The sequence below is a fragment of the Mitsuaria sp. MSU3D genome, assembly GCF_056867975.1.
In genome coordinates this window covers 4,986,824-5,002,764 of record NZ_CP200314.1, presented here as the reverse complement: position 1 = coordinate 5,002,764, position 15,941 = coordinate 4,986,824, and the positions used below count along the sequence as shown (strand labels likewise).

General features: G+C 68.4%; 16 protein-coding genes and 1 pseudogene. 11 read left to right on the top strand and 6 right to left on the bottom strand.

Annotation, left to right across the window (positions count from 1 at the left end):
• Positions 1–229: 229 nt before the first annotated feature.
• The 3 genes from AC1VNM_RS21925 (at position 230) to AC1VNM_RS21915 (ending at position 2,423) form a co-directional block, all read left to right on the top strand.
• Positions 230–1,168 carry a LysR family transcriptional regulator gene (locus AC1VNM_RS21925; protein WP_431100878.1) on the top strand — a complete coding sequence of 313 codons (939 nt, stop codon included), beginning with the start codon at positions 230–232 and terminating at the stop codon, positions 1,166–1,168.
• Positions 1,169–1,285: 117 nt separating this feature from the next.
• Complete coding sequence (locus AC1VNM_RS21920; protein WP_483108289.1) at positions 1,286–1,999, top strand: Bax inhibitor-1/YccA family protein; 714 nt, start codon at positions 1,286–1,288, stop codon at positions 1,997–1,999.
• 22 nt (positions 2,000–2,021) lie between these two features.
• Positions 2,022–2,423, top strand: coding sequence for a hypothetical protein (locus AC1VNM_RS21915; protein ID WP_377158932.1), 402 nt, complete (start codon positions 2,022–2,024; stop codon positions 2,421–2,423).
• A gap of 13 nt (positions 2,424–2,436) precedes the next feature.
• Here the strand turns inward: AC1VNM_RS21915 and AC1VNM_RS21910 are convergent.
• The 3 genes and pseudogenes from AC1VNM_RS21910 to AC1VNM_RS21900 all read right to left on the bottom strand — a co-directional run bounded on the left by AC1VNM_RS21910 (position 2,437) and on the right by AC1VNM_RS21900 (position 4,740).
• Positions 2,437–3,062 (bottom strand): annotated as a pseudogene (locus AC1VNM_RS21910) (glutathione S-transferase family protein).
• 62 nt (positions 3,063–3,124) lie between these two features.
• Positions 3,125–3,685 (bottom strand): GNAT family N-acetyltransferase, encoded by a 561-nt coding sequence (locus tag AC1VNM_RS21905; RefSeq protein ID WP_377158937.1) that lies wholly within the window; start codon positions 3,683–3,685, stop codon positions 3,125–3,127.
• 11 nt (positions 3,686–3,696) lie between these two features.
• Positions 3,697–4,740 (bottom strand): Gfo/Idh/MocA family protein, encoded by a 1,044-nt coding sequence (locus AC1VNM_RS21900; protein ID WP_483108288.1) that lies wholly within the window; start codon positions 4,738–4,740, stop codon positions 3,697–3,699.
• Between the two features lie 193 nt (positions 4,741–4,933).
• On the opposite strand from AC1VNM_RS21900, the gene AC1VNM_RS21895 reads away from it, so the two are divergent.
• Entirely contained in the window at positions 4,934–7,174 is a 2,241-nt protein-coding gene (locus tag AC1VNM_RS21895; protein ID WP_483108287.1) for a M3 family metallopeptidase, read from the top strand.
• Between the two features lie 92 nt (positions 7,175–7,266).
• Here the strand turns inward: AC1VNM_RS21895 and AC1VNM_RS21890 are convergent, their stop codons facing one another.
• Both AC1VNM_RS21890 and AC1VNM_RS21885 read right to left on the bottom strand, forming a co-directional pair.
• Positions 7,267–7,824 carry a DUF2242 domain-containing protein gene (locus AC1VNM_RS21890; RefSeq protein WP_483108286.1) on the bottom strand — a complete coding sequence of 186 codons (558 nt, stop codon included), beginning with the start codon at positions 7,822–7,824 and terminating at the stop codon, positions 7,267–7,269.
• 151 nt (positions 7,825–7,975) lie between these two features.
• A complete protein-coding gene (locus AC1VNM_RS21885; protein ID WP_377158949.1) occupies positions 7,976–8,323 on the bottom strand; it encodes a hypothetical protein in 348 nt (115 codons plus the stop codon).
• Between the two features lie 229 nt (positions 8,324–8,552).
• On the opposite strand from AC1VNM_RS21885, the gene AC1VNM_RS21880 reads away from it, so the two are divergent.
• The 3 genes from AC1VNM_RS21880 (at position 8,553) to AC1VNM_RS21870 (ending at position 9,685) form a co-directional block, all read left to right on the top strand.
• Positions 8,553–8,747 carry a hypothetical protein gene (locus tag AC1VNM_RS21880; protein ID WP_377158952.1) on the top strand — a complete coding sequence of 65 codons (195 nt, stop codon included), beginning with the start codon at positions 8,553–8,555 and terminating at the stop codon, positions 8,745–8,747.
• Between the two features lie 37 nt (positions 8,748–8,784).
• A complete protein-coding gene (locus tag AC1VNM_RS21875; RefSeq protein ID WP_297524751.1) occupies positions 8,785–9,099 on the top strand; it encodes a BON domain-containing protein in 315 nt (104 codons plus the stop codon).
• Positions 9,100–9,244: 145 nt separating this feature from the next.
• On the top strand, positions 9,245–9,685 hold the full coding sequence (locus AC1VNM_RS21870) for a response regulator transcription factor (protein ID WP_377158955.1): 441 nt from the start codon (positions 9,245–9,247) through the stop codon (positions 9,683–9,685).
• Here AC1VNM_RS21870 and AC1VNM_RS21865 read toward each other — a convergent pair.
• Positions 9,663–10,295, bottom strand: a complete 633-nt coding sequence (locus tag AC1VNM_RS21865) for a response regulator (protein WP_377158957.1) — start codon at positions 10,293–10,295, stop codon at positions 9,663–9,665. The two genes, AC1VNM_RS21870 and AC1VNM_RS21865, sit on opposite strands and share 23 nt — an antisense overlap.
• Positions 10,296–10,340: 45 nt before the next feature.
• On the opposite strand from AC1VNM_RS21865, the gene AC1VNM_RS21860 reads away from it, so the two are divergent.
• The 4 genes from AC1VNM_RS21860 to AC1VNM_RS21845 all read left to right on the top strand — a co-directional run bounded on the left by AC1VNM_RS21860 (position 10,341) and on the right by AC1VNM_RS21845 (position 15,903).
• A complete protein-coding gene (locus AC1VNM_RS21860) occupies positions 10,341–11,870 on the top strand; it encodes a CHASE3 domain-containing protein (protein WP_483108285.1) in 1,530 nt (509 codons plus the stop codon).
• Between the two features lie 189 nt (positions 11,871–12,059).
• Entirely contained in the window at positions 12,060–12,506 is a 447-nt protein-coding gene (locus AC1VNM_RS21855) for a BON domain-containing protein (RefSeq protein ID WP_377158963.1), read from the top strand.
• Between the two features lie 250 nt (positions 12,507–12,756).
• Positions 12,757–14,907: an esterase-like activity of phytase family protein gene (locus tag AC1VNM_RS21850; protein ID WP_483108284.1), complete on the top strand. Its 2,151-nt coding sequence runs from the start codon at positions 12,757–12,759 to the stop codon at positions 14,905–14,907.
• A 171-nt stretch (positions 14,908–15,078) separates the two neighbouring features.
• Positions 15,079–15,903: a hypothetical protein gene (locus AC1VNM_RS21845; protein WP_483108283.1), complete on the top strand. Its 825-nt coding sequence runs from the start codon at positions 15,079–15,081 to the stop codon at positions 15,901–15,903.
• The last annotated feature ends 38 nt before the right edge of the window (positions 15,904–15,941 follow it).

The following is a 15,941-nucleotide window of genomic DNA, read 5'->3' as shown; positions in this document are numbered from 1 at the left end:
CCGGCGCGTTCTGCTTTTCCGAACCGCAGTCCGCACAAGAAACGAAGTGTGGCGTGAAGAATGCGTGAAGATATGCGCGTCAACCGCGCGCTGAACTCAACCGCCAGGGGCATGGACTCCACCTGACCGGACCGACGCGCTGTCGGAAAAACCTTCGCTTGGCTCGTCTTAACTTCCGTTTAAGCGAAGTTCGTTATCATCCAGCTTCGTCTTTCTCGGAGGCCCTGCCATGTCCACCCTCAACTACCGTCACCTCCACTACTTCTGGGTCGTCGCCAAGGAGGGCGGCTTCGCCCGGGCGGCCGACCGCCTGGGCATGGCGGTGCAGACGATCAGCGCGCAGGTGCGTGAGCTGGAGCGCTCGCTGGGCCACCAGCTGCTCAAGCCCGAAGGTCGCGGCCTGGTGCTGACCGAAGCCGGCCAGGCCGCCTTCGCGAGAGCGGAGGAGATCTTCCAGATCGGCCAGATGGTGCCCAACGAGGTCCACGAAGCGGCCACGCAGCGCGTGCAACGGCTGTCGGTGGGCCTGTCGGACGGGTTGTCGAAGCTGGCCGCGCACGCCCTGCTCGCGCCGGTGCTGGACACCCCGCAACTGCGCCTCGTCTGCCATGAAGGCGAGGTCGACCAACTGATCGGCGAACTCGCGCTGCACCACCTGGATCTGGTGCTCACCGACCAGCCCGCCCCGGTCAATCCGACGCTGCGCATCACCAGCCAGCTGCTGGCGAGCACGACCGTCGACTGGTACGGCCCGTCGGAGTTGATCGAGCGCGCCCGTCGTGCGCCGAACAAGGGCTTCCCGTACGTGCTGGAGACGCTGCCGGTCCTGCTGCCGACCCGTCACGCGTCCCTGCGATCGGGCCTGGAGCGCTGGTTCGAGCAGCACCACATCCGTCCGCAGATCGTCGGCGAGTTCGAGGACAGCGCGCTGATGAGCGTCTTCGCCGCCCGCGGCCTGGGCGTGTTCCCGGTCAGCCGCCTGGGCGCCGACGACCTCTCGCTGATGGCCGGCCTGCACCTGCTGGGCCAGACCGAAGTGGTCGAGGACGTCCACGCGATCTACTCGCGCCGCGGTCAGAACCACCCCCTGGTGGCCAAGCTGCTGGAGCGTCGCGGCACCCCGATCCCCCTGAACGAACTAGAAACGGAAATTGCTTCAGCAAAATGAGCAATAAGCAGGTTTATTCGATGTGATGATGGCGTTAAGGTCGGGTCCTCATGCGCGCGCGAGCGCGCTTCCCGTTCAACGGTCTACACGGCTTCCACGGCTCCAGGAGAACTTCTCATGAGCGACTTCCAACGACAACCGGCGTCCCCCTCGAGCTGGACGCCCGCCACCGCCCACGGCGGCGATTCGGTCTTCACCCAACGCGCCGACGTGGCGCGCGTGCTGCGCAACACCTACGCGCTGCTGTCGATGACGCTGCTGTTCAGCGCCGCGGTGGCGGCCGCCGCGGTCGCGTACCGGCTGCCCGCGCCGGGCATGATCCTGACGCTGATCGGCTATTTCGGCCTGCTGTTCGCGATCCATAAGACGCAGAACAGCGCGGCTTCGGTGCCGCTGGTGTTCGCGCTGACCGGCTTCATGGGCTACACGCTGGGCCCCTTGCTGGGCGCGATCCTGAAGATGGCGGGCGGCGCCAGCATCATCGCCATGGCGATGGGCACCACCGGCGCGACCTTCCTGGTGTTGTCGGCCTACGTGCTGGCGACCAAGAAGGACTTCAGCTTCATGGGCGGCTTCCTGTTCGCCGGCATGATCATCGCGATCCTGGCGTCGCTGGCCAACCTGTTCTTCCAGCTGCCGCTGCTGTCGGTGGTGGTCTCGGGCGTGGTGGCGCTGCTGTCGGCGGGCATGATCCTGTTCCACACCAGCATGATCGTGAACGGCGGCGAGCGGAACTACGTGATGGCCACCGTCAGCCTGTTCGTGTCGCTGTTCAACCTGTTCACCAGCCTGCTGAGCATCTTCGGCTTCGCCGGCTCCAGCGACGACTGATGCGGACCGGGCAGGACACGCGATGAAGACCTTCCTGTGGTCCGTGACCGGGCTGTTCGCGCTGCTCTGGAGCGGACTGGCCTGGGCCACGGCGGGACTGGTGCGCTGGACGGTGGAGGCCCTCTCCACCGGCCGCGCGGCCGAGCTCGGCAAGGGCGCGGTCGAGTTCAAGTTCCCGGCCTGGGTCGAGCCCTTCCTCGACACCGGCCTGCTCGAGGCCGTGCAAGGCGCCGTGCAGTGGTTGATGGCAATGGCCGGCACCGGCGCGCCGATGGCGGGCACGGCGATCGGCTGGCTGGTCCCGGTGGTCTGGGTGGCCTGGGCCTTCGGGCTGACGGTGCTGCTCGTGATCGCGCTGGTGCTGAATCACCTGATCAAGCGCCTGCCTCGCACCGGCGTGCCGCTGGCCGCGGCGCCGCGCTGAAGTCGTCGGGCGTTCAGCCCCCGCAGGGCTGGACGATGCCGTCGCCGTGAGGCGCGGCCCGGAACTCCGGCAACTGCTCCACCGCGCTCGCATACGCGATCAGCGTCTGCAGCCGGTCCGCCGGCGGCAGCAGCTCCGGCGTCATCTGCCGGACGAACTCCCACATCACGCCGATCGTCACGCCCGCCAGGCCGATGCCATCGCGGGCGGCGGACAGCGGCGCCTTCGCCATCTCGGCGTCCAGCTCGATCAAGGCCGCGCGCAGCTGGCCGCCGACGCGCTCCAGCCAAGGCGCGTGCTGCTTGTCGTCGGGACGCAGCTGCTGCTCGTAGACCGCCTGCACGCTCTTGTGAGGCCCGTCAGCCGCAGCGCGCGCTTGAGCGCCGGATCGCTGGGCGGCAGCAGGGCGCGGCCGGGCGACAGGGCCTGCGCGTATTGCAGGATCAGCGTGGAGTCCATCAGCACCGTGCCGTCGTCGCAGACCAGGGTCGGTGCCTTGACGACGGGATTGATGCGGCTGAACTCGTCGAAGGTGCGGAACACCGAGAGCGACTGGTGCTCGAAGTGCAGGCCGAGCAGCTGCATCGCGATCGCGGCGCGGCGGACGTAGGGAGAGTCGAGCATGCCGATGAGCTGCATGGCGGATCCTTTCGGCGGTTGAGACAAGGACGCGGTGGCGCCGTCCGGCTCGCTCGGCGCGCTCAGGCGCCGGGCGGCAGCACCACGGTGAAGCGGTAGAGGCAGCACTCGTCCTCATGGAGCGTGCGGACCTCGCGGGTGATCTCGCCGACGGCCTGGCCGCGGATGACGCCCGGCCAGAACTGCGCGGCCGGCGTGTTGGCCATCAGGTGGTAGACCTCCCAGCGACCAGGGAAGCGGGCCAGCACCTCGCCCGCGGCACGCGCCGCTAGGCCGTGGCCGCGGTAGCCGCGCGCGAGGAAGAAGTAACCCATGTTGTGGTCCGAGTCCGGCTGCTCGCATTCGCCGTCGACGACGGCGAAGCCCGCGAGTTCATCGCCCACCCAGATCAGGAACGGATGCACATCGGCCTGCGCCCAGTACGGGGCCTTGGGTCGCAGTTGATAACGGCCCTCGTGCGCGAACGCCACCGGCGTCCACTCGCTGAGGTCGTAGTTGTAGAACTGCATGAGGTTCTCGATGCGCGGCAGGTCGTCCGGCGCGGCGCGCTCGATCCTGAGCGTCGGCGTGTCCGGCAGCGGGACCGGGATCGAGTCGTCAAAGGACGCGGGTCGTGTCTCCATCGTGGCTCTCTTCAAGCGCTTGTCGGGAACGCGTCGTCGAACGGAGACCTCACGCCGGCGAGCGCGCGGATGCGGTCCATCCAGCCCAGCACCGCGAGCGTCTCCGCATGCGGCACCACCGGACTCTCGATCTCGCCGGCATGCACGCAGCGCATCGTCTCGCGGATCTCGTACTCGAAGCCGTTGATCTCGAAGCGGCGCTCGATCGTCTCGGGCGTGCCGCGCGCCGGCAGCCACTGGGCACGCGTCGCCTCCCAGAAGGTCTCCGGCAGCACGATCGCGCCCGCCCCGCCGAGGATGTGCATCGTGTTCGGCGCGAAGGTGTCGATGGCGCACTGGAACTGCGACGTCAGTCCGTCGCCGAAGTCGAGCGTCACCGCCAGTCCGGCGTCGACGCCGGTCGGCGCGAGCCGGGCCTTCACGGCCAGATCTACCAGGGGCGGGACTTCGCCGAGCGCGTGCTGCAGCACCCATCGCGTGGCGGTCAGGTTGTAGATGCCGATGTCGAGCAGTGCGCCGCCCGCCAGCGCGGGGCTGAAGATGCGGCTGTCGGGGTCATAGGGCGCGGGGAAGCAGAAGCTCGACTGCATGCCGCGCAGCGCGCCGAGCCGGCCTTCGCGCAGCCAGGCCGCCAGGTCCTGGTACAGCGGCAGGAAGCGCGTCCACACCGCCTCCATCAGGAAGACGCGGTGCGTGCGCGAGGCCTCGACCAGGCGCCGGCCCATCTCCCGGTTCGGCACCAGCGACTTCTCGCACAGCACGGCCTTGCCGGCCTGGAGCGCGGCCAGGACGTACTCGTAGTGCTGACCGTGCGGTGTCGCGACGTAGACGCCATCGACGGCCGGGTCGTTCATCACCGCGGCGGGATCGGTGTGGGCGAGCACGGCGGGCTCGCCCACCGTCGACCAGCGCTCGGCGAACTGCCGCGCGCGATGCGCGTCGCGGCCGCAGACCGCGTGGAGACGGCAGCCGTCGAGTTGCGCGACGGCTTCGGCGAAGCGCTGCGCGATCGAGCCGGGGCCGATCACGGCCCAGTGGAAAGTGCGTTCGGACATGAGCGGTGATGCTAATCGGGCGGACCCGTCGCGGGCGGCCGACGGACCCGGAACGCGAGGCTCTCAGGGTTGTCCCGGGGCGGGTTCTCCACGGGGCGGACGGCGCCCATGGCGTTCGGCTTCGAGAGGCGCTTCGGCTAAGGTGACGGACTCGCACAACACGAATGCCCGCCCACAAGACGGGCCGTCTCCCATGAGGATTCCCTTCGTCCTGGCCGCCACCGTGGCCCTCGCCGCTCCCGTGATGGCCCAGACGGCCGCGCCCGCCGCGGCCGCCGTGTCCACCAACGCCTCCGCCGGCAAGTCGGCCACGGACACGACCGCGGCCAGCGTCGCGAACCCGCTGCTCGCGCCGAGCACGCTGCCGCTGCAATACCCGCCCTTCGACAGGATCCGGGACGCCGACATCGGTCCCGCGATCGACCAGGGCATGGCCGAGCAACTGGCCGAAGTCGCCGCGATCGCCGACAACCCCGCGGCCCCGACCTTCGACAACACCATCGTCGCGCTGGAGCGCGGCGGTCGCACGCTGGGGAGAGCCACCACGCTGCTGATGAGCCTGACCGGCGCTGACGCCAATCCCGCGCGCCTGAAACTGCAGGCCGACTACGCGACGAAGCTGGCCGCGCACCGCGACGCGATCCAGCTGAACCCGACGCTGTTCGCGCGCATCGAGTCGCTGTACCAGCGCCGCGCGTCGCTCGGCCTGGGCGCGCAGGAGCAGCGGCTGATCGAGCGCCAGTACAACCAGTTCCTGCGCGCCGGCGCGAAGCTGGACGAGGACGGCAAGGCCCGCATGAAGGCCATCAACGCCGAGATGGCCCAGCTGGGCGCGCGCTTCAACCAGAACGTGCTGGCGGAGGTGAACGACTCGGCCGTGATCGTCGACAGCCTCGACGAGCTGAAGGGATTGAGCGATGAGCAGATCTCTGCCGCCGCATCCGCCGCGAAGGAACGCGGCCTGGACGGCAAGTACCTGATCGCGCTGCTGAACACGACCGGCCAGCCGGTGCTGGCGCAGCTGGAGAACCGCGCGCTGCGCCAGCGGATCTACGAGGCCTCGGTGGTGCGCGGCTCGCGCGGCAACGCCTACGACAACACCGCGCTGGTGTCGCGCGTCGTTTCGCTGCGTGCCGAGCGCGCGAAGCTGCTCGGCTTCGCGACGCATGCGGACTTCGTGCTGAAGGACGAGACCGCCCGGAACCAGCAGGCCGTGAACGGCATGCTGCGCCAGCTGGCGCCGGCGGCGGTCGGCGCCGCGCGCCGCGAGGGCGCGGAACTGCAGGCCATCATCGACCGCGAGCAGAAGGCGAAGAAGCAGCCGTCCTTCCAGTTGGCGGCGTGGGACTGGAGCTTCTACAGCGAGAAGCTGCGGGCCGAGAAGTACGGCTTCGACGAGGCGCAGCTCAAGCCCTACTTCGAGATGAAGCACGTGCTGGAGAACGGTGTGTTCTACGCGGCGGGGCAGCTGTACGGCCTGAAGTTCAAGCAGCGCCACGACCTGCCGGTCTACCACCCGGACGTGCTGGTCTACGACGTGTTCAATGCGGACGGGTCGCAGCTGTCGATCTTCATCGCCGACATGTACGCGCGGCCGTCCAAGCGCGGTGGCGCGTGGATGAACGCGTACGTCGACCAGAGCGGGCTGATGAACCAGAAGCCGGTGGTGGCGAATCACCTCAACATCCCGAAGCCGGCGGACGGCAAGCCGACGCTGCTGACGTGGGACGAGGTGACGACGATGTTCCACGAGTTCGGGCATGCGCTGCACGGCATGTTCTCGAACGTGAAGTACCCGAGCATGGCGGGCACCAAGGTGCCGCGCGATTTCGTCGAGTACCCGTCGCAGGTCAACGAGATGTGGGCGGACTGGCCGAGCGTGCTCGCCAACTACGCGAAGCACTACAAGACCGGCGAGCCGATGCCGCGCGCGTTGCTGGACAAGGTGCTGGCGGCCAAGCAGTTCAACCAGGGCTTCGCGACGACGGAGTACCTGAGCGCGGCGAGCCTGGACCAGCGCTGGCACCAGCTGCCGCTGGACCAGGTGCCCGACGCCGACGGCGTGATGGCCTTCGAGGCCAAGGCGCTGCGCGAGGAAGGCTACGACTACGACGCGGTGCCGCCGCGTTACCGCACGCCCTACTTCAGCCACATCATGGGCGGGTACGCGGCGGGTTACTACGCCTATGTCTGGTCGGAGGTGCTTGACGCCAACACGGTGCAGTGGTTCAAGGCCAACGGCGGCCTGAAGCGCGAGCTGGGCGACGCGTTCCGCGCGAAGCTGCTGTCGCAGGGCGGCAGCCAGGACGCGCTGACACTGTTCCGCGGCGTCGTCGGCCACGAGCCGCAGATCCAGCCGCTGCTGGAGCGCCGCGGTCTGGTCATCGAGAAGACCCGGACGGCGGGCAAACCGCAGGCATCGACGCCACAGTAGTCTGGGGAAGACGGCCCACCCGGAGGTGGGCTGTCACCTGTGGTTCGTCAAAGGGCGCTCATCGAGGCGCCCTCTTTCGTTTTTGAGAGGCCTCACCCGCCCGTCTTGTCCAGATCGCTCGCGTCTTCGTTCCCCTGCTGCGTGATCAAGCGCTGCATCAACGCGAAGAACCGGTCGTAGAACTGCCCGGCCGGAATGGTTTCGGAGGCGACCTTCACGAGCGACTCCGTCGACGACGACAGCGGCACCGAGATCGAGCCGATCGCGCTCACGCCCAGGCTGGTGGAATTCGCGCTGCGCTTGACGTTGTAGCGGTCCTGCAGGGCCGAGACATAGGCCGTCGCCAGCTTCCCGCTACCGCCTTCCGGCACGCACACCACGGTGAAGCTGATCTCCACGTGCACCTCGCCCTCGGGCTGGAAGCGCTTGGTGCCCGAGATCGAATCCGGCAGCGCCGCGTTGATCACGTAGCCCTGGCTCAGCAGCGCGCGCCGCGCCGCCTCGCAGGTGTCCTGCACGCTCGAATCGAACAGGCGCGAGAAGGTTTCGTCCGACGAGAAACGCTCGTTCTGATAGACGGAGTTCTTGCGCTCGGCGCTTGTCCCGAAGGTGCCGCAGCCCGTCATCAAGGTCGCGGCCAAGGCGGCCATCGCGAACGGGCGCAGCGATGCGGGGAGAAAGAAAAAGGGCGTCGGATCATCGTCGTCAGGCCGTGATCGGCCAGCGACAGATTATCCGCGCCCTCACTTAGGGGAGGTTGAGGCGATGGCTCAGTGCGTGCTCAGCGTGCTCGACGCGCGCTCAATGCGTCGTCTGCGCGGTCAGCAAGGTCTGCCAGTCGCCGTCGACGCGGGCCGACAGCCGACGGGCGCAGCCCGGGCAACGTTGCCAGTGCTCGGTCGCCGCGGACAGCAGGGCGGGCCAGTAAGGACGGTCGCCTTCGCAGCGGCTGCGCGGGATGACCAGCGCGATCTCCTGATCATCGGCCTGACCGTTCGCGTCGATGTAGGACAGCTGCGCGCGCACCACCACCGTCAGCGGCGTGGAGAGCAGCAGCTCGGCGTTCACGCAATGGGAGGGGCGGAAGTCGGGATGGATGGGGGCCGGAGCCCGGGGAGCGCTTCCAACGGCGGCGGAGAAGGTGTTCATCTTGTTCTCGTCTCGGGTCTTTGTTCGATGCCCACATCCTAGGGAGAGAGGCTCGCGACGCCTGTGAGGCCCCCGCGCGACGCCCTGTAGGACAACGCCGCATTCGGCCCGTCGGCAACGTCGTTTCCGCTTGTCCTACAAGACATCGCGGACGCGGACGACAGGGCGGACTGTTCGGGATACGTAGAGTCAATCCCAGCGCACCACGGGGTGCACAAGGAGCTGACAGATGGGCATCGCCGACCACCATTCCCTCGCCTTGCACGTTCATGAATTCGCCTGCCAGGTCCAATGGACCGCGGTCAGCGACCACGAACCGGTGCTGGGTCTGGAAGCGGCGCTTCCTTATCTGCTGGACCACGCCCCCGCGACGTTCGCCGAGCCGGCCCCTGCTGTCGTGTCGTCAGACCGCCACGCCGCGTGAGTCCGAGCCTTTTCATCAATCGAAGGAGATCAACATGATGATTCGAGCCACCGTTCTCGCCCTGGCCACCGCTGTGGGCGCCCTGACCCTGCTGCCCGGCTGCGCCGTGACGCGCGGTCAATCCTCCGTCGGCGAATATGTCGACGACGCGGCCGTCACCACCGCGGTGAAGTCCAAGTTCGTCGAGGCCAAGTCGGTGGACGCCAGCTCCATCCACGTGGAGACGCTGCAAGGCGAGGTGATGCTGACCGGCTTCGCCAAGAACGCCACGGAGAAGTCCGACGCGGAACGCCTGGCGCGTGAAGTCAAGGGCGTGAAGCGCGTCAAGAACGAGATCGCGATCCGCAACTGATGCGCTGACGCGATTCCCCTGAACGTGTGTCCGACGGCGGCTTGACCACCCGCCCCGGGCGCACCGCGCGAACGGACGGTCTGCCCCTGCAACCCGTCCGTTCGCGCTTACCCGCTTGTGGTTTCGAGCAGTTCACGAGCCCGCCATGGATGTCCAGCCCGCCAGCGCCGCCCTCACCTGCTTCCTCGTCGAGGACAACGCCGTCATCCGGGAGAACCTGGTGGCGACGCTCGAGGAGATGGTGGACCTGCGCGTCCTCGGCCATGCGGTCGACGAGAACGGCGCGCTGAACTGGCTGTCGGAAGACCATCCCGGCTGCGACCTGCTGATCATCGACATCTTCCTCGCGCAGGGGACCGGACTGAACGTGCTGCGCGCCGCCGGCGAGCGCATGCCCGGAGCACGCCGCGTCGTGCTCAGCAACTACGCCACGCCGGACATGCGCCAGCGCTGCTTCGCGCTGGGCGCCGACAAGGTCTTCGACAAATCGGCCGAGCTGGAAGACCTGCTGGCCTACTGCGGCGGCCTGGTCGACGCGGCCAACCGGGACGCCGGCGATGCGGCTACTCGATCAGCCCGTTCTTGAGGGCGTAATACGTCAGCTCGCTGTTGGTGCTGAGCGAGAGCTTCTCCAGCACGCGCGAGCGGTAGGTCGACACCGTCTTCACGCTCAGCGACATGCCGTCGGCGATGTGGCCCACGGTCTCTCCGCGCGCCAGGCGCAGGAAGACCTGCAGCTCGCGCTCGGACAGCGTGTCGTGGGCGGCCTGGTCGGCCGGCGCGCCGAGGCCGTCGGCCAGCAGCTCCGCCACGGCCGGCGTGATGTACTTGCGGCCGCGGAAGACCGTCCGGATCGCCGTGGCGATCTCCTCGGGGTCGCATTCCTTGTTGAGGTAGCCGCTGGCGCCCTGGCGCAGCAGCGTGGTCGCGTAGTGCGTCTCCGGGAAGCCGCTGAGGATCAGCACCGGCAGTTCCGGCTTGCGGGCCTTGATGGCGGCGAGGGTCTCGACGCCGCTCTGGTCGGGCAGCGAGAGGTCCATCAGCATCACGTCGAGCTCGCCGGCGCGCACGAGGTCCAACGCCTCGCGGCCCGAGCCGGCTTCGCCGGTGACGCGCAGGTCGACCTGTTCGGAGAGGAATTGCCGCAGCCCGGCGCGGACAATCGCGTGGTCGTCGACGATGGCGATTCGGATCATGGTGGCGATGGTCAAGTGAGCGAAATCGCTCAGGGAGTGTAGAGGATGAGCCTGAAGGACACCGTCACGAACCTGGGTCGCAAGACGTGGGCGATGCCGCTCGGCGTGTTCGTGGCCCTGCTGATGATCCTGATCAGCGAGCTGGCCTACTTCGGCGCCGTCTCGCAGATGGACCGTCTGGACACGCTGGGCCGGGCCCGGATGGAACTGCTCCGGCTGATGGCCCGCGTGACCGACGCGGAGTCAGGGCAACGGGGATACCTGATCACCCGCCGCCCGGAATACCTGGACCCTTACCGATTCGCCGCGGAAGACGCGTCGCAGGGCCTGAACTCCCTGCAGCGCATGTACGCGCAGGTCGGCGCCGAGGATGCCGAGCACCGCAGCAAGGAGATCGCTGGCGCGGTCAGCGCCAAGCTCAGCGAGCTGCAGGAAGTGCTCAAGCTCTACGAGAGCGGACGCGAATCGGCCGGCCGCGAGCTGATGATGACCGACATCGGCCGCGACCAGATGGAGCAGATCCGGCGCCGTTCGGCGGAACTGCTGACCGACGAGAACCGCCGCATCGCGCTGGGCACCGGTCAGGTCTACGACACGCTGATGCTCAGCCGCATCGGCGTGGCCGGCATGACGCTGCTGAGCCTGATCGTGTTCGTGCTGTTCGTGCGCAAGAGCCGGGCGCTCGACGTCCAGCGCGCCGAGCAGGCCCAGGAGGTGCGCGCGGAGCGCGACCGGCTGGAGGTCGAGGTGTCCCGCCGCACCGCCGAACTGACGCAGCTCGCCCGGCACCTGCAGACCGCGCGCGAGGACGAGCGCGCCCGTCTCGCCCGCGACCTGCACGATGAGCTGGGCGCCCTGCTGACGGCGGCCAAGCTCGACGTCGCGCGGCTGCGGCCCAAGCTGCAGGCCGGCGCCCCGGACCTGATGCAGCGGCTCACCCACCTGACCGAGACGCTCAACAGCGGCATCGCGCTCAAGCGCCGGATCATCGAGGACCTGCGTCCGTCGACGCTCGATCAGTTGGGCCTGGTGCCGGCGCTGGAGATCCTGTGCCGCGAGATGTCCGAGCGGCTGGGCGTGCCGATCGCGGTGGAACTCGATCCCGCGGTGGATCTGGTCCCGAGCGCGCAGCTGACCGCCTTCCGGCTGGTGCAGGAGGCGCTGACCAACACCGCCAAGTACGCCCATGCGACCGCGGTGACCGTGGCGCTCAAGCGCGAATACGCGCAGGCGATGGTCATCGTCACCGACAACGGCCAGGGCTTCGACCCGGGCCGCCTGGCGCTCGGCTCGCACGGTCTGCTGGGCATGCGCTTCCGCGTCGAGGCCGAGCGCGGCCAGTTGCGGCTGCGCAGTGCGCCGGGGCAGGGCACGGAGGTCTGCGCCTGGCTGCCGCTCAAGCAGGACGAGCCGGACATCCCGCGGATCGATTTCCCGATTCCCGGCCTGACTGCCATGTCCAGCGCCATGCCCGGCGCCATGCCGGGTGCGTCGCCGGGGGCGGCGCCATCGCCGGCCCAGGCGCCGACGCCCGCAGGTGAGGGCGGCCTGCCGCCGGCCGGCGGCGGCCTGTAGGCGCGCTCCTACGGCGCGCCGGGACGCCGGGCGACCGGCGCTTCCGGCGGCAGCCGACCCCGTGCCGATGGGGGGATGTCTAGAGTGAAGTCATGGATCCGCGGCCACCCGCGGACTGTTTGCGGACCTTCCGCCTCATCCGCGATGCGCCGCGATATCAGCGATTCGCACCGCGAAAGGAGCCTCGCCATGAAGCACTCTTACCGCCCGACCGCCCTGTCCCTGCTGCTGCCTGCCGTGGTGGCCGCCGTCGCCCTGACCGCCTGCGGTCGCGAGGATGATGGCCGCACCGCCGGCCAGCGCCTGGACGATGGCATCGCCAAGATGGAACAGAAGTCCGAAGCCGCCAAGCAGGACACCGAGCAGGCCATGGACAAGGCCGGCGCCAAGATGGAACGCGCCGCCGACAAGGCGGGCGCCGCCATCGACGACGCCCAGATCACGACGTCCATCAAGGCCTCGCTGGCCGGCGATCCGAAGCTGAGCGCGCTCGACGTCAAGGTCGAGACCGAAAAGGGCCACGTGACGCTGGACGGCACCGCGCCGGACCTGGCCGCGCGGGACCGCGCGGGCTCGATGGCGTTGGCCGCCAAGGGCGTCCAGTCCGTCAACAACCGCATCAAGGTCAACGGTTGATCAAGGTCAACGGCTGATTCCCTCCTCTGCCGTCCGTTGACCGGAGCCCCGGACCGCGTCTGATGACGCGGCGCCGGGGCTTTCTGCATGGCGGTCGCCCGATCCGGGCCCGGGATTCCCTCGGGAATTCCCGCCTTCTTGTCGTATTCGTGTCGATTCGTGAAGCCGCTTAACGGCGCTGTCATCAGCGCTGCCTAGCGTGCCGCCCTGTCCCGCCACGGCGGGCCTCCGCGATCCACGAAAGAACGACATGACGAAGACGACCGCACGATCCGCCTCCACCCTCGCCGCCCCTCGGGCCACCCGTATCCGTCGCCCGCAACTCCCGCTGATCACCTTGATCGCGGCCGCGGCGCTCAGCGCCTGCGGCAGCGGCGACGATGAACCGGTCGTGCCGACGATCCAGTCGCGCCTCGTGGACGCGCCGGTGGAGGGCGTCAGTTATGCGCTGGCACCGAGCGGCACGAGCGGCAAGACGGCCGCGAATGGCGCCTTCACCTGCAAGACCGGCGACACGGTGAGCTTCACCGTCGGCGGCGTCGCGGTGGGCAGCGCGAAATGCGGCGAGACGATCTCCGTCGGCGACCTCGCCGGCTCCGCGACCTTGACGGACGACAAGCTCGCCAACCGCCTCGTGTTCCTGCAGGCCCTGGACGAGGACGACGATCCCACCAACGGCATCAAGATCCCGGCGGCGGTGCATGACGCCTTCGCGGGCAAGACGCTGGACTTCGCGGCCGCCGCGACCGACTTCGACAAGGCCTTCGCCGCGCTGCTGCCGGCCGGGCAGAACGACGTCTACGGCCAGGCGTATGCTGCCCGCACGATGAATGCCAACCGCCGCGCCGCCGCCGTCGAGCATTACGAGTCCACGCTCGCCACGCTGCTGGGCAAGACCGAGACGAGCACCGTCACGCAGGCCACGGCCGGCGGCGCCGTCGCGATCACCAAGTTCCAGATCAAGGCGGCCGACAACCAGTACGTGCCCTACGAGGGCAGCAACGCCGACGCGAAGAAGGACTTCCCCAAGGGCTTCTACCCGGCGGTCGGATCGGGCCTGGTCTACAAGGGCAAGAACGCCGCGGGCGCGCTCGAGTTCTGGGGCATCACCGATCGCGGCCCCAACGGCGACAGCCCCAACGCGCCGCGCCCCGACAACGGCGCCATCGTCACGACGAAGATGTTCCCCGCGCCGAGCTTCTCGCCGTCGATCGGCGTGATCACGCTGGGCAAGGACGGGGCGGTCATCTCCGCGCTGAATCCGCTGAAGAACGCCGACGGCTCCGCCGTCACCGGCCGCCCGCTGCCCTTCGGCGCGGTCGGCAGCAGCGCCGAGGTGCCGCTGTCCGACACGCTGAAGTACGACGGCACCAAGGGCGCCTTCGACGCCAACGGCCTCGACAGCGAGACCCTGGTCTACGACGACGCCAACAAGGTGTTCTGGACCTCCGACGAATACGGCCCGTTCATCGTCAAGATCGACGCCGCGACCTTCAAGATCATCAAGCGTTATGCGCCCGGCACCACCGCCGGCAGCTTGCCCGACGTGCTGAGGAATCGTCGCGCGAACCGCGGCATGGAAGGCCTGGCGATGGATGTCGCCGGCGGCAAGCTGCACGGCTTCCTGCAGAGCCCGATCGATCCCGTGGACAACGCCGGCAAGAGCATCGAGGTCGTCGACAGCGCCGACCTGGACCAGGACGGCAAGAACACCGACAAGGTGAAGGTCCGCGACTTCGCGCAGTTCGCGCGCTGGATCGAGTTCGACCCGAAGACCGAGACCTCGAAGCTGTATGCCTACCCGCTGAGCTACCCGCTCGCCGCCAAGGGCGAGAAGTGGGATCGCAACCGCACGGGCAGCGCCAAACTGGGCGACCTGGTGTCGCTGGGCAACGGCAAGTTCATCGTGCTGGAGCAGGGCGCCGATGCGAACGGCGCGGTGCGCAACTTCCTGATGCTCGTCGAGGTGCCGGCCACGGCGACCGACATCGCCGCGATCGGCATCGAGCTCGAGAAGAACAGCATCGACGGCGTGACGACCTCGGCCGTGAGCTGGGCCAACGTCGTGAAGCTGAAGAAGACGGTGCTGCTCGACCTGAACGCCGCCGGCTGGAAGGCCGAGAAGGCCGAGGGCCTGGCGATCGTCGACGGCAACACGCTGGCGCTGATCAACGACAACGACTTCGGTCTGAAGACGGTGCTGGCGGATGCCAAGGGCAAGCCGGTCGCCGGCGATCCGACCGAGTGCACGGTCGATGTCAACGGCGTGATCGCCCAGGACGGCACCTGCGCGGCCGGCGCGGTCCTGTCGCGCGTCACGCGCGGCAACGAGGTCGACCGTCTGACGCACCTGTGGCTGTTCAAGTTCCCGAAGGCGCTCAACACCTTCAGCGCGCAGTAAGCGGGTGCGGCGCGGGGCGCAGGGCGCTCCGTGCCGCTGGTTCGCGTCCCCCGGCAGGAGTGACGTCAGGGCGAGCTGAAAAAATCCCTGCTCGCTGCTGCTGCTTTTCCACTGATGCCTGCGCGTGGTCCTCGGTCTGCGCGCTCTCACCCTGGAAACGCGGCCGCAAAAATGAAAGTTCACTCCTCACAGACGACACTGCAACCCCCCGAGCTGGAGCCGGCGTCGGCGTCGGCTTCGGTGCCGGCTTCGGCACCCACGCCGGAAGAGGAAGGTGCGCTACCGGCTGTGCGCGCCGAACATCCGAACGATGCCGTCATCCGCGCTCAGAAGAAGGCGACAGCACAACACTTCGCCGAGAAGGCCTTCAAGGAATCGCAGGCATTCAAGGAGTGGGGCGACGCCAGCACAGACAGAGGTCGCGCCGTGGACGCGTTCATGCGACGGGAAGTCGAGGTGCTGACGCGCAGGAATGACGCCGGTCCGCTCAAGCCTTTCAGGTCGAGTGATTCCTACGGTGCGGGCAAGGCGATCAAGGAATTCTGCAGCGAGCCGCTCAAGCACGAACATCGAGCCCTCCTTGAGCAGATCGAGGGAGACGTCGATCGCGCATTCGTCGACTTCTCGCTGGACAAGCCCTCCGCCAGAGCGTTGATTCTCGCGGCACGCATGTCCCACGTCGTCAAGGGGCTGAGCGATGGGCAGCTCGACAAGTGGATGAAACGGGTGACCACAGATAACTATTGCGCCGTCGTCAGCCGCATGTCCGACATGCGTGGGAATGGCGTCGACTACCGCAGGGTCATGGCAGACCGGCTGTGGCCGACCATGGCCCTGGTGCGCGCGGAGCACGACCGTCGCGCGGCGCTCCCGAAGCGGACGGAGCCGGCGGGTGCCACGGCGCCTGCTGATCCCACGGCCTTGCCTGATCCCGCAGCGCTGGGTCTTCGCGAGGAGCAGGGCCTCGACTATGAGCAGGTGACCCCGAAGGTCTGAGGCGCCGTCCCGGCACCGCGCCAAGACGGGTCAACCCG

Excerpts from the sequence above, each read along its gene's own strand:
- AC1VNM_RS21925 (WP_431100878.1), top strand. The coding sequence starts at position 230 with ATGTCCACCCTCAACTACCGTCACCTCCACTACTTCTGGGTCGTCGCC.
- AC1VNM_RS21920 (WP_483108289.1), top strand. The coding sequence starts at position 1,286 with ATGAGCGACTTCCAACGACAACCGGCGTCCCCCTCGAGCTGGACGCCC.
- AC1VNM_RS21915 (WP_377158932.1), top strand. The coding sequence starts at position 2,022 with ATGAAGACCTTCCTGTGGTCCGTGACCGGGCTGTTCGCGCTGCTCTGG.
- AC1VNM_RS21905 (WP_377158937.1), bottom strand. The coding sequence starts at position 3,685 with ATGGAGACACGACCCGCGTCCTTTGACGACTCGATCCCGGTCCCGCTG.
- AC1VNM_RS21900 (WP_483108288.1), bottom strand. The coding sequence starts at position 4,740 with ATGTCCGAACGCACTTTCCACTGGGCCGTGATCGGCCCCGGCTCGATC.
- AC1VNM_RS21895 (WP_483108287.1), top strand. The coding sequence starts at position 4,934 with ATGAGGATTCCCTTCGTCCTGGCCGCCACCGTGGCCCTCGCCGCTCCC.
- AC1VNM_RS21890 (WP_483108286.1), bottom strand. The coding sequence starts at position 7,824 with ATGGCCGCCTTGGCCGCGACCTTGATGACGGGCTGCGGCACCTTCGGG.
- AC1VNM_RS21885 (WP_377158949.1), bottom strand. The coding sequence starts at position 8,323 with ATGAACACCTTCTCCGCCGCCGTTGGAAGCGCTCCCCGGGCTCCGGCC.
- AC1VNM_RS21880 (WP_377158952.1), top strand. The coding sequence starts at position 8,553 with ATGGGCATCGCCGACCACCATTCCCTCGCCTTGCACGTTCATGAATTC.
- AC1VNM_RS21875 (WP_297524751.1), top strand. The coding sequence starts at position 8,785 with ATGATTCGAGCCACCGTTCTCGCCCTGGCCACCGCTGTGGGCGCCCTG.
- AC1VNM_RS21870 (WP_377158955.1), top strand. The coding sequence starts at position 9,245 with ATGGATGTCCAGCCCGCCAGCGCCGCCCTCACCTGCTTCCTCGTCGAG.
- AC1VNM_RS21865 (WP_377158957.1), bottom strand. The coding sequence starts at position 10,295 with ATGATCCGAATCGCCATCGTCGACGACCACGCGATTGTCCGCGCCGGG.
- AC1VNM_RS21860 (WP_483108285.1), top strand. The coding sequence starts at position 10,341 with ATGAGCCTGAAGGACACCGTCACGAACCTGGGTCGCAAGACGTGGGCG.
- AC1VNM_RS21855 (WP_377158963.1), top strand. The coding sequence starts at position 12,060 with ATGAAGCACTCTTACCGCCCGACCGCCCTGTCCCTGCTGCTGCCTGCC.
- AC1VNM_RS21850 (WP_483108284.1), top strand. The coding sequence starts at position 12,757 with ATGACGAAGACGACCGCACGATCCGCCTCCACCCTCGCCGCCCCTCGG.
- AC1VNM_RS21845 (WP_483108283.1), top strand. The coding sequence starts at position 15,079 with ATGAAAGTTCACTCCTCACAGACGACACTGCAACCCCCCGAGCTGGAG.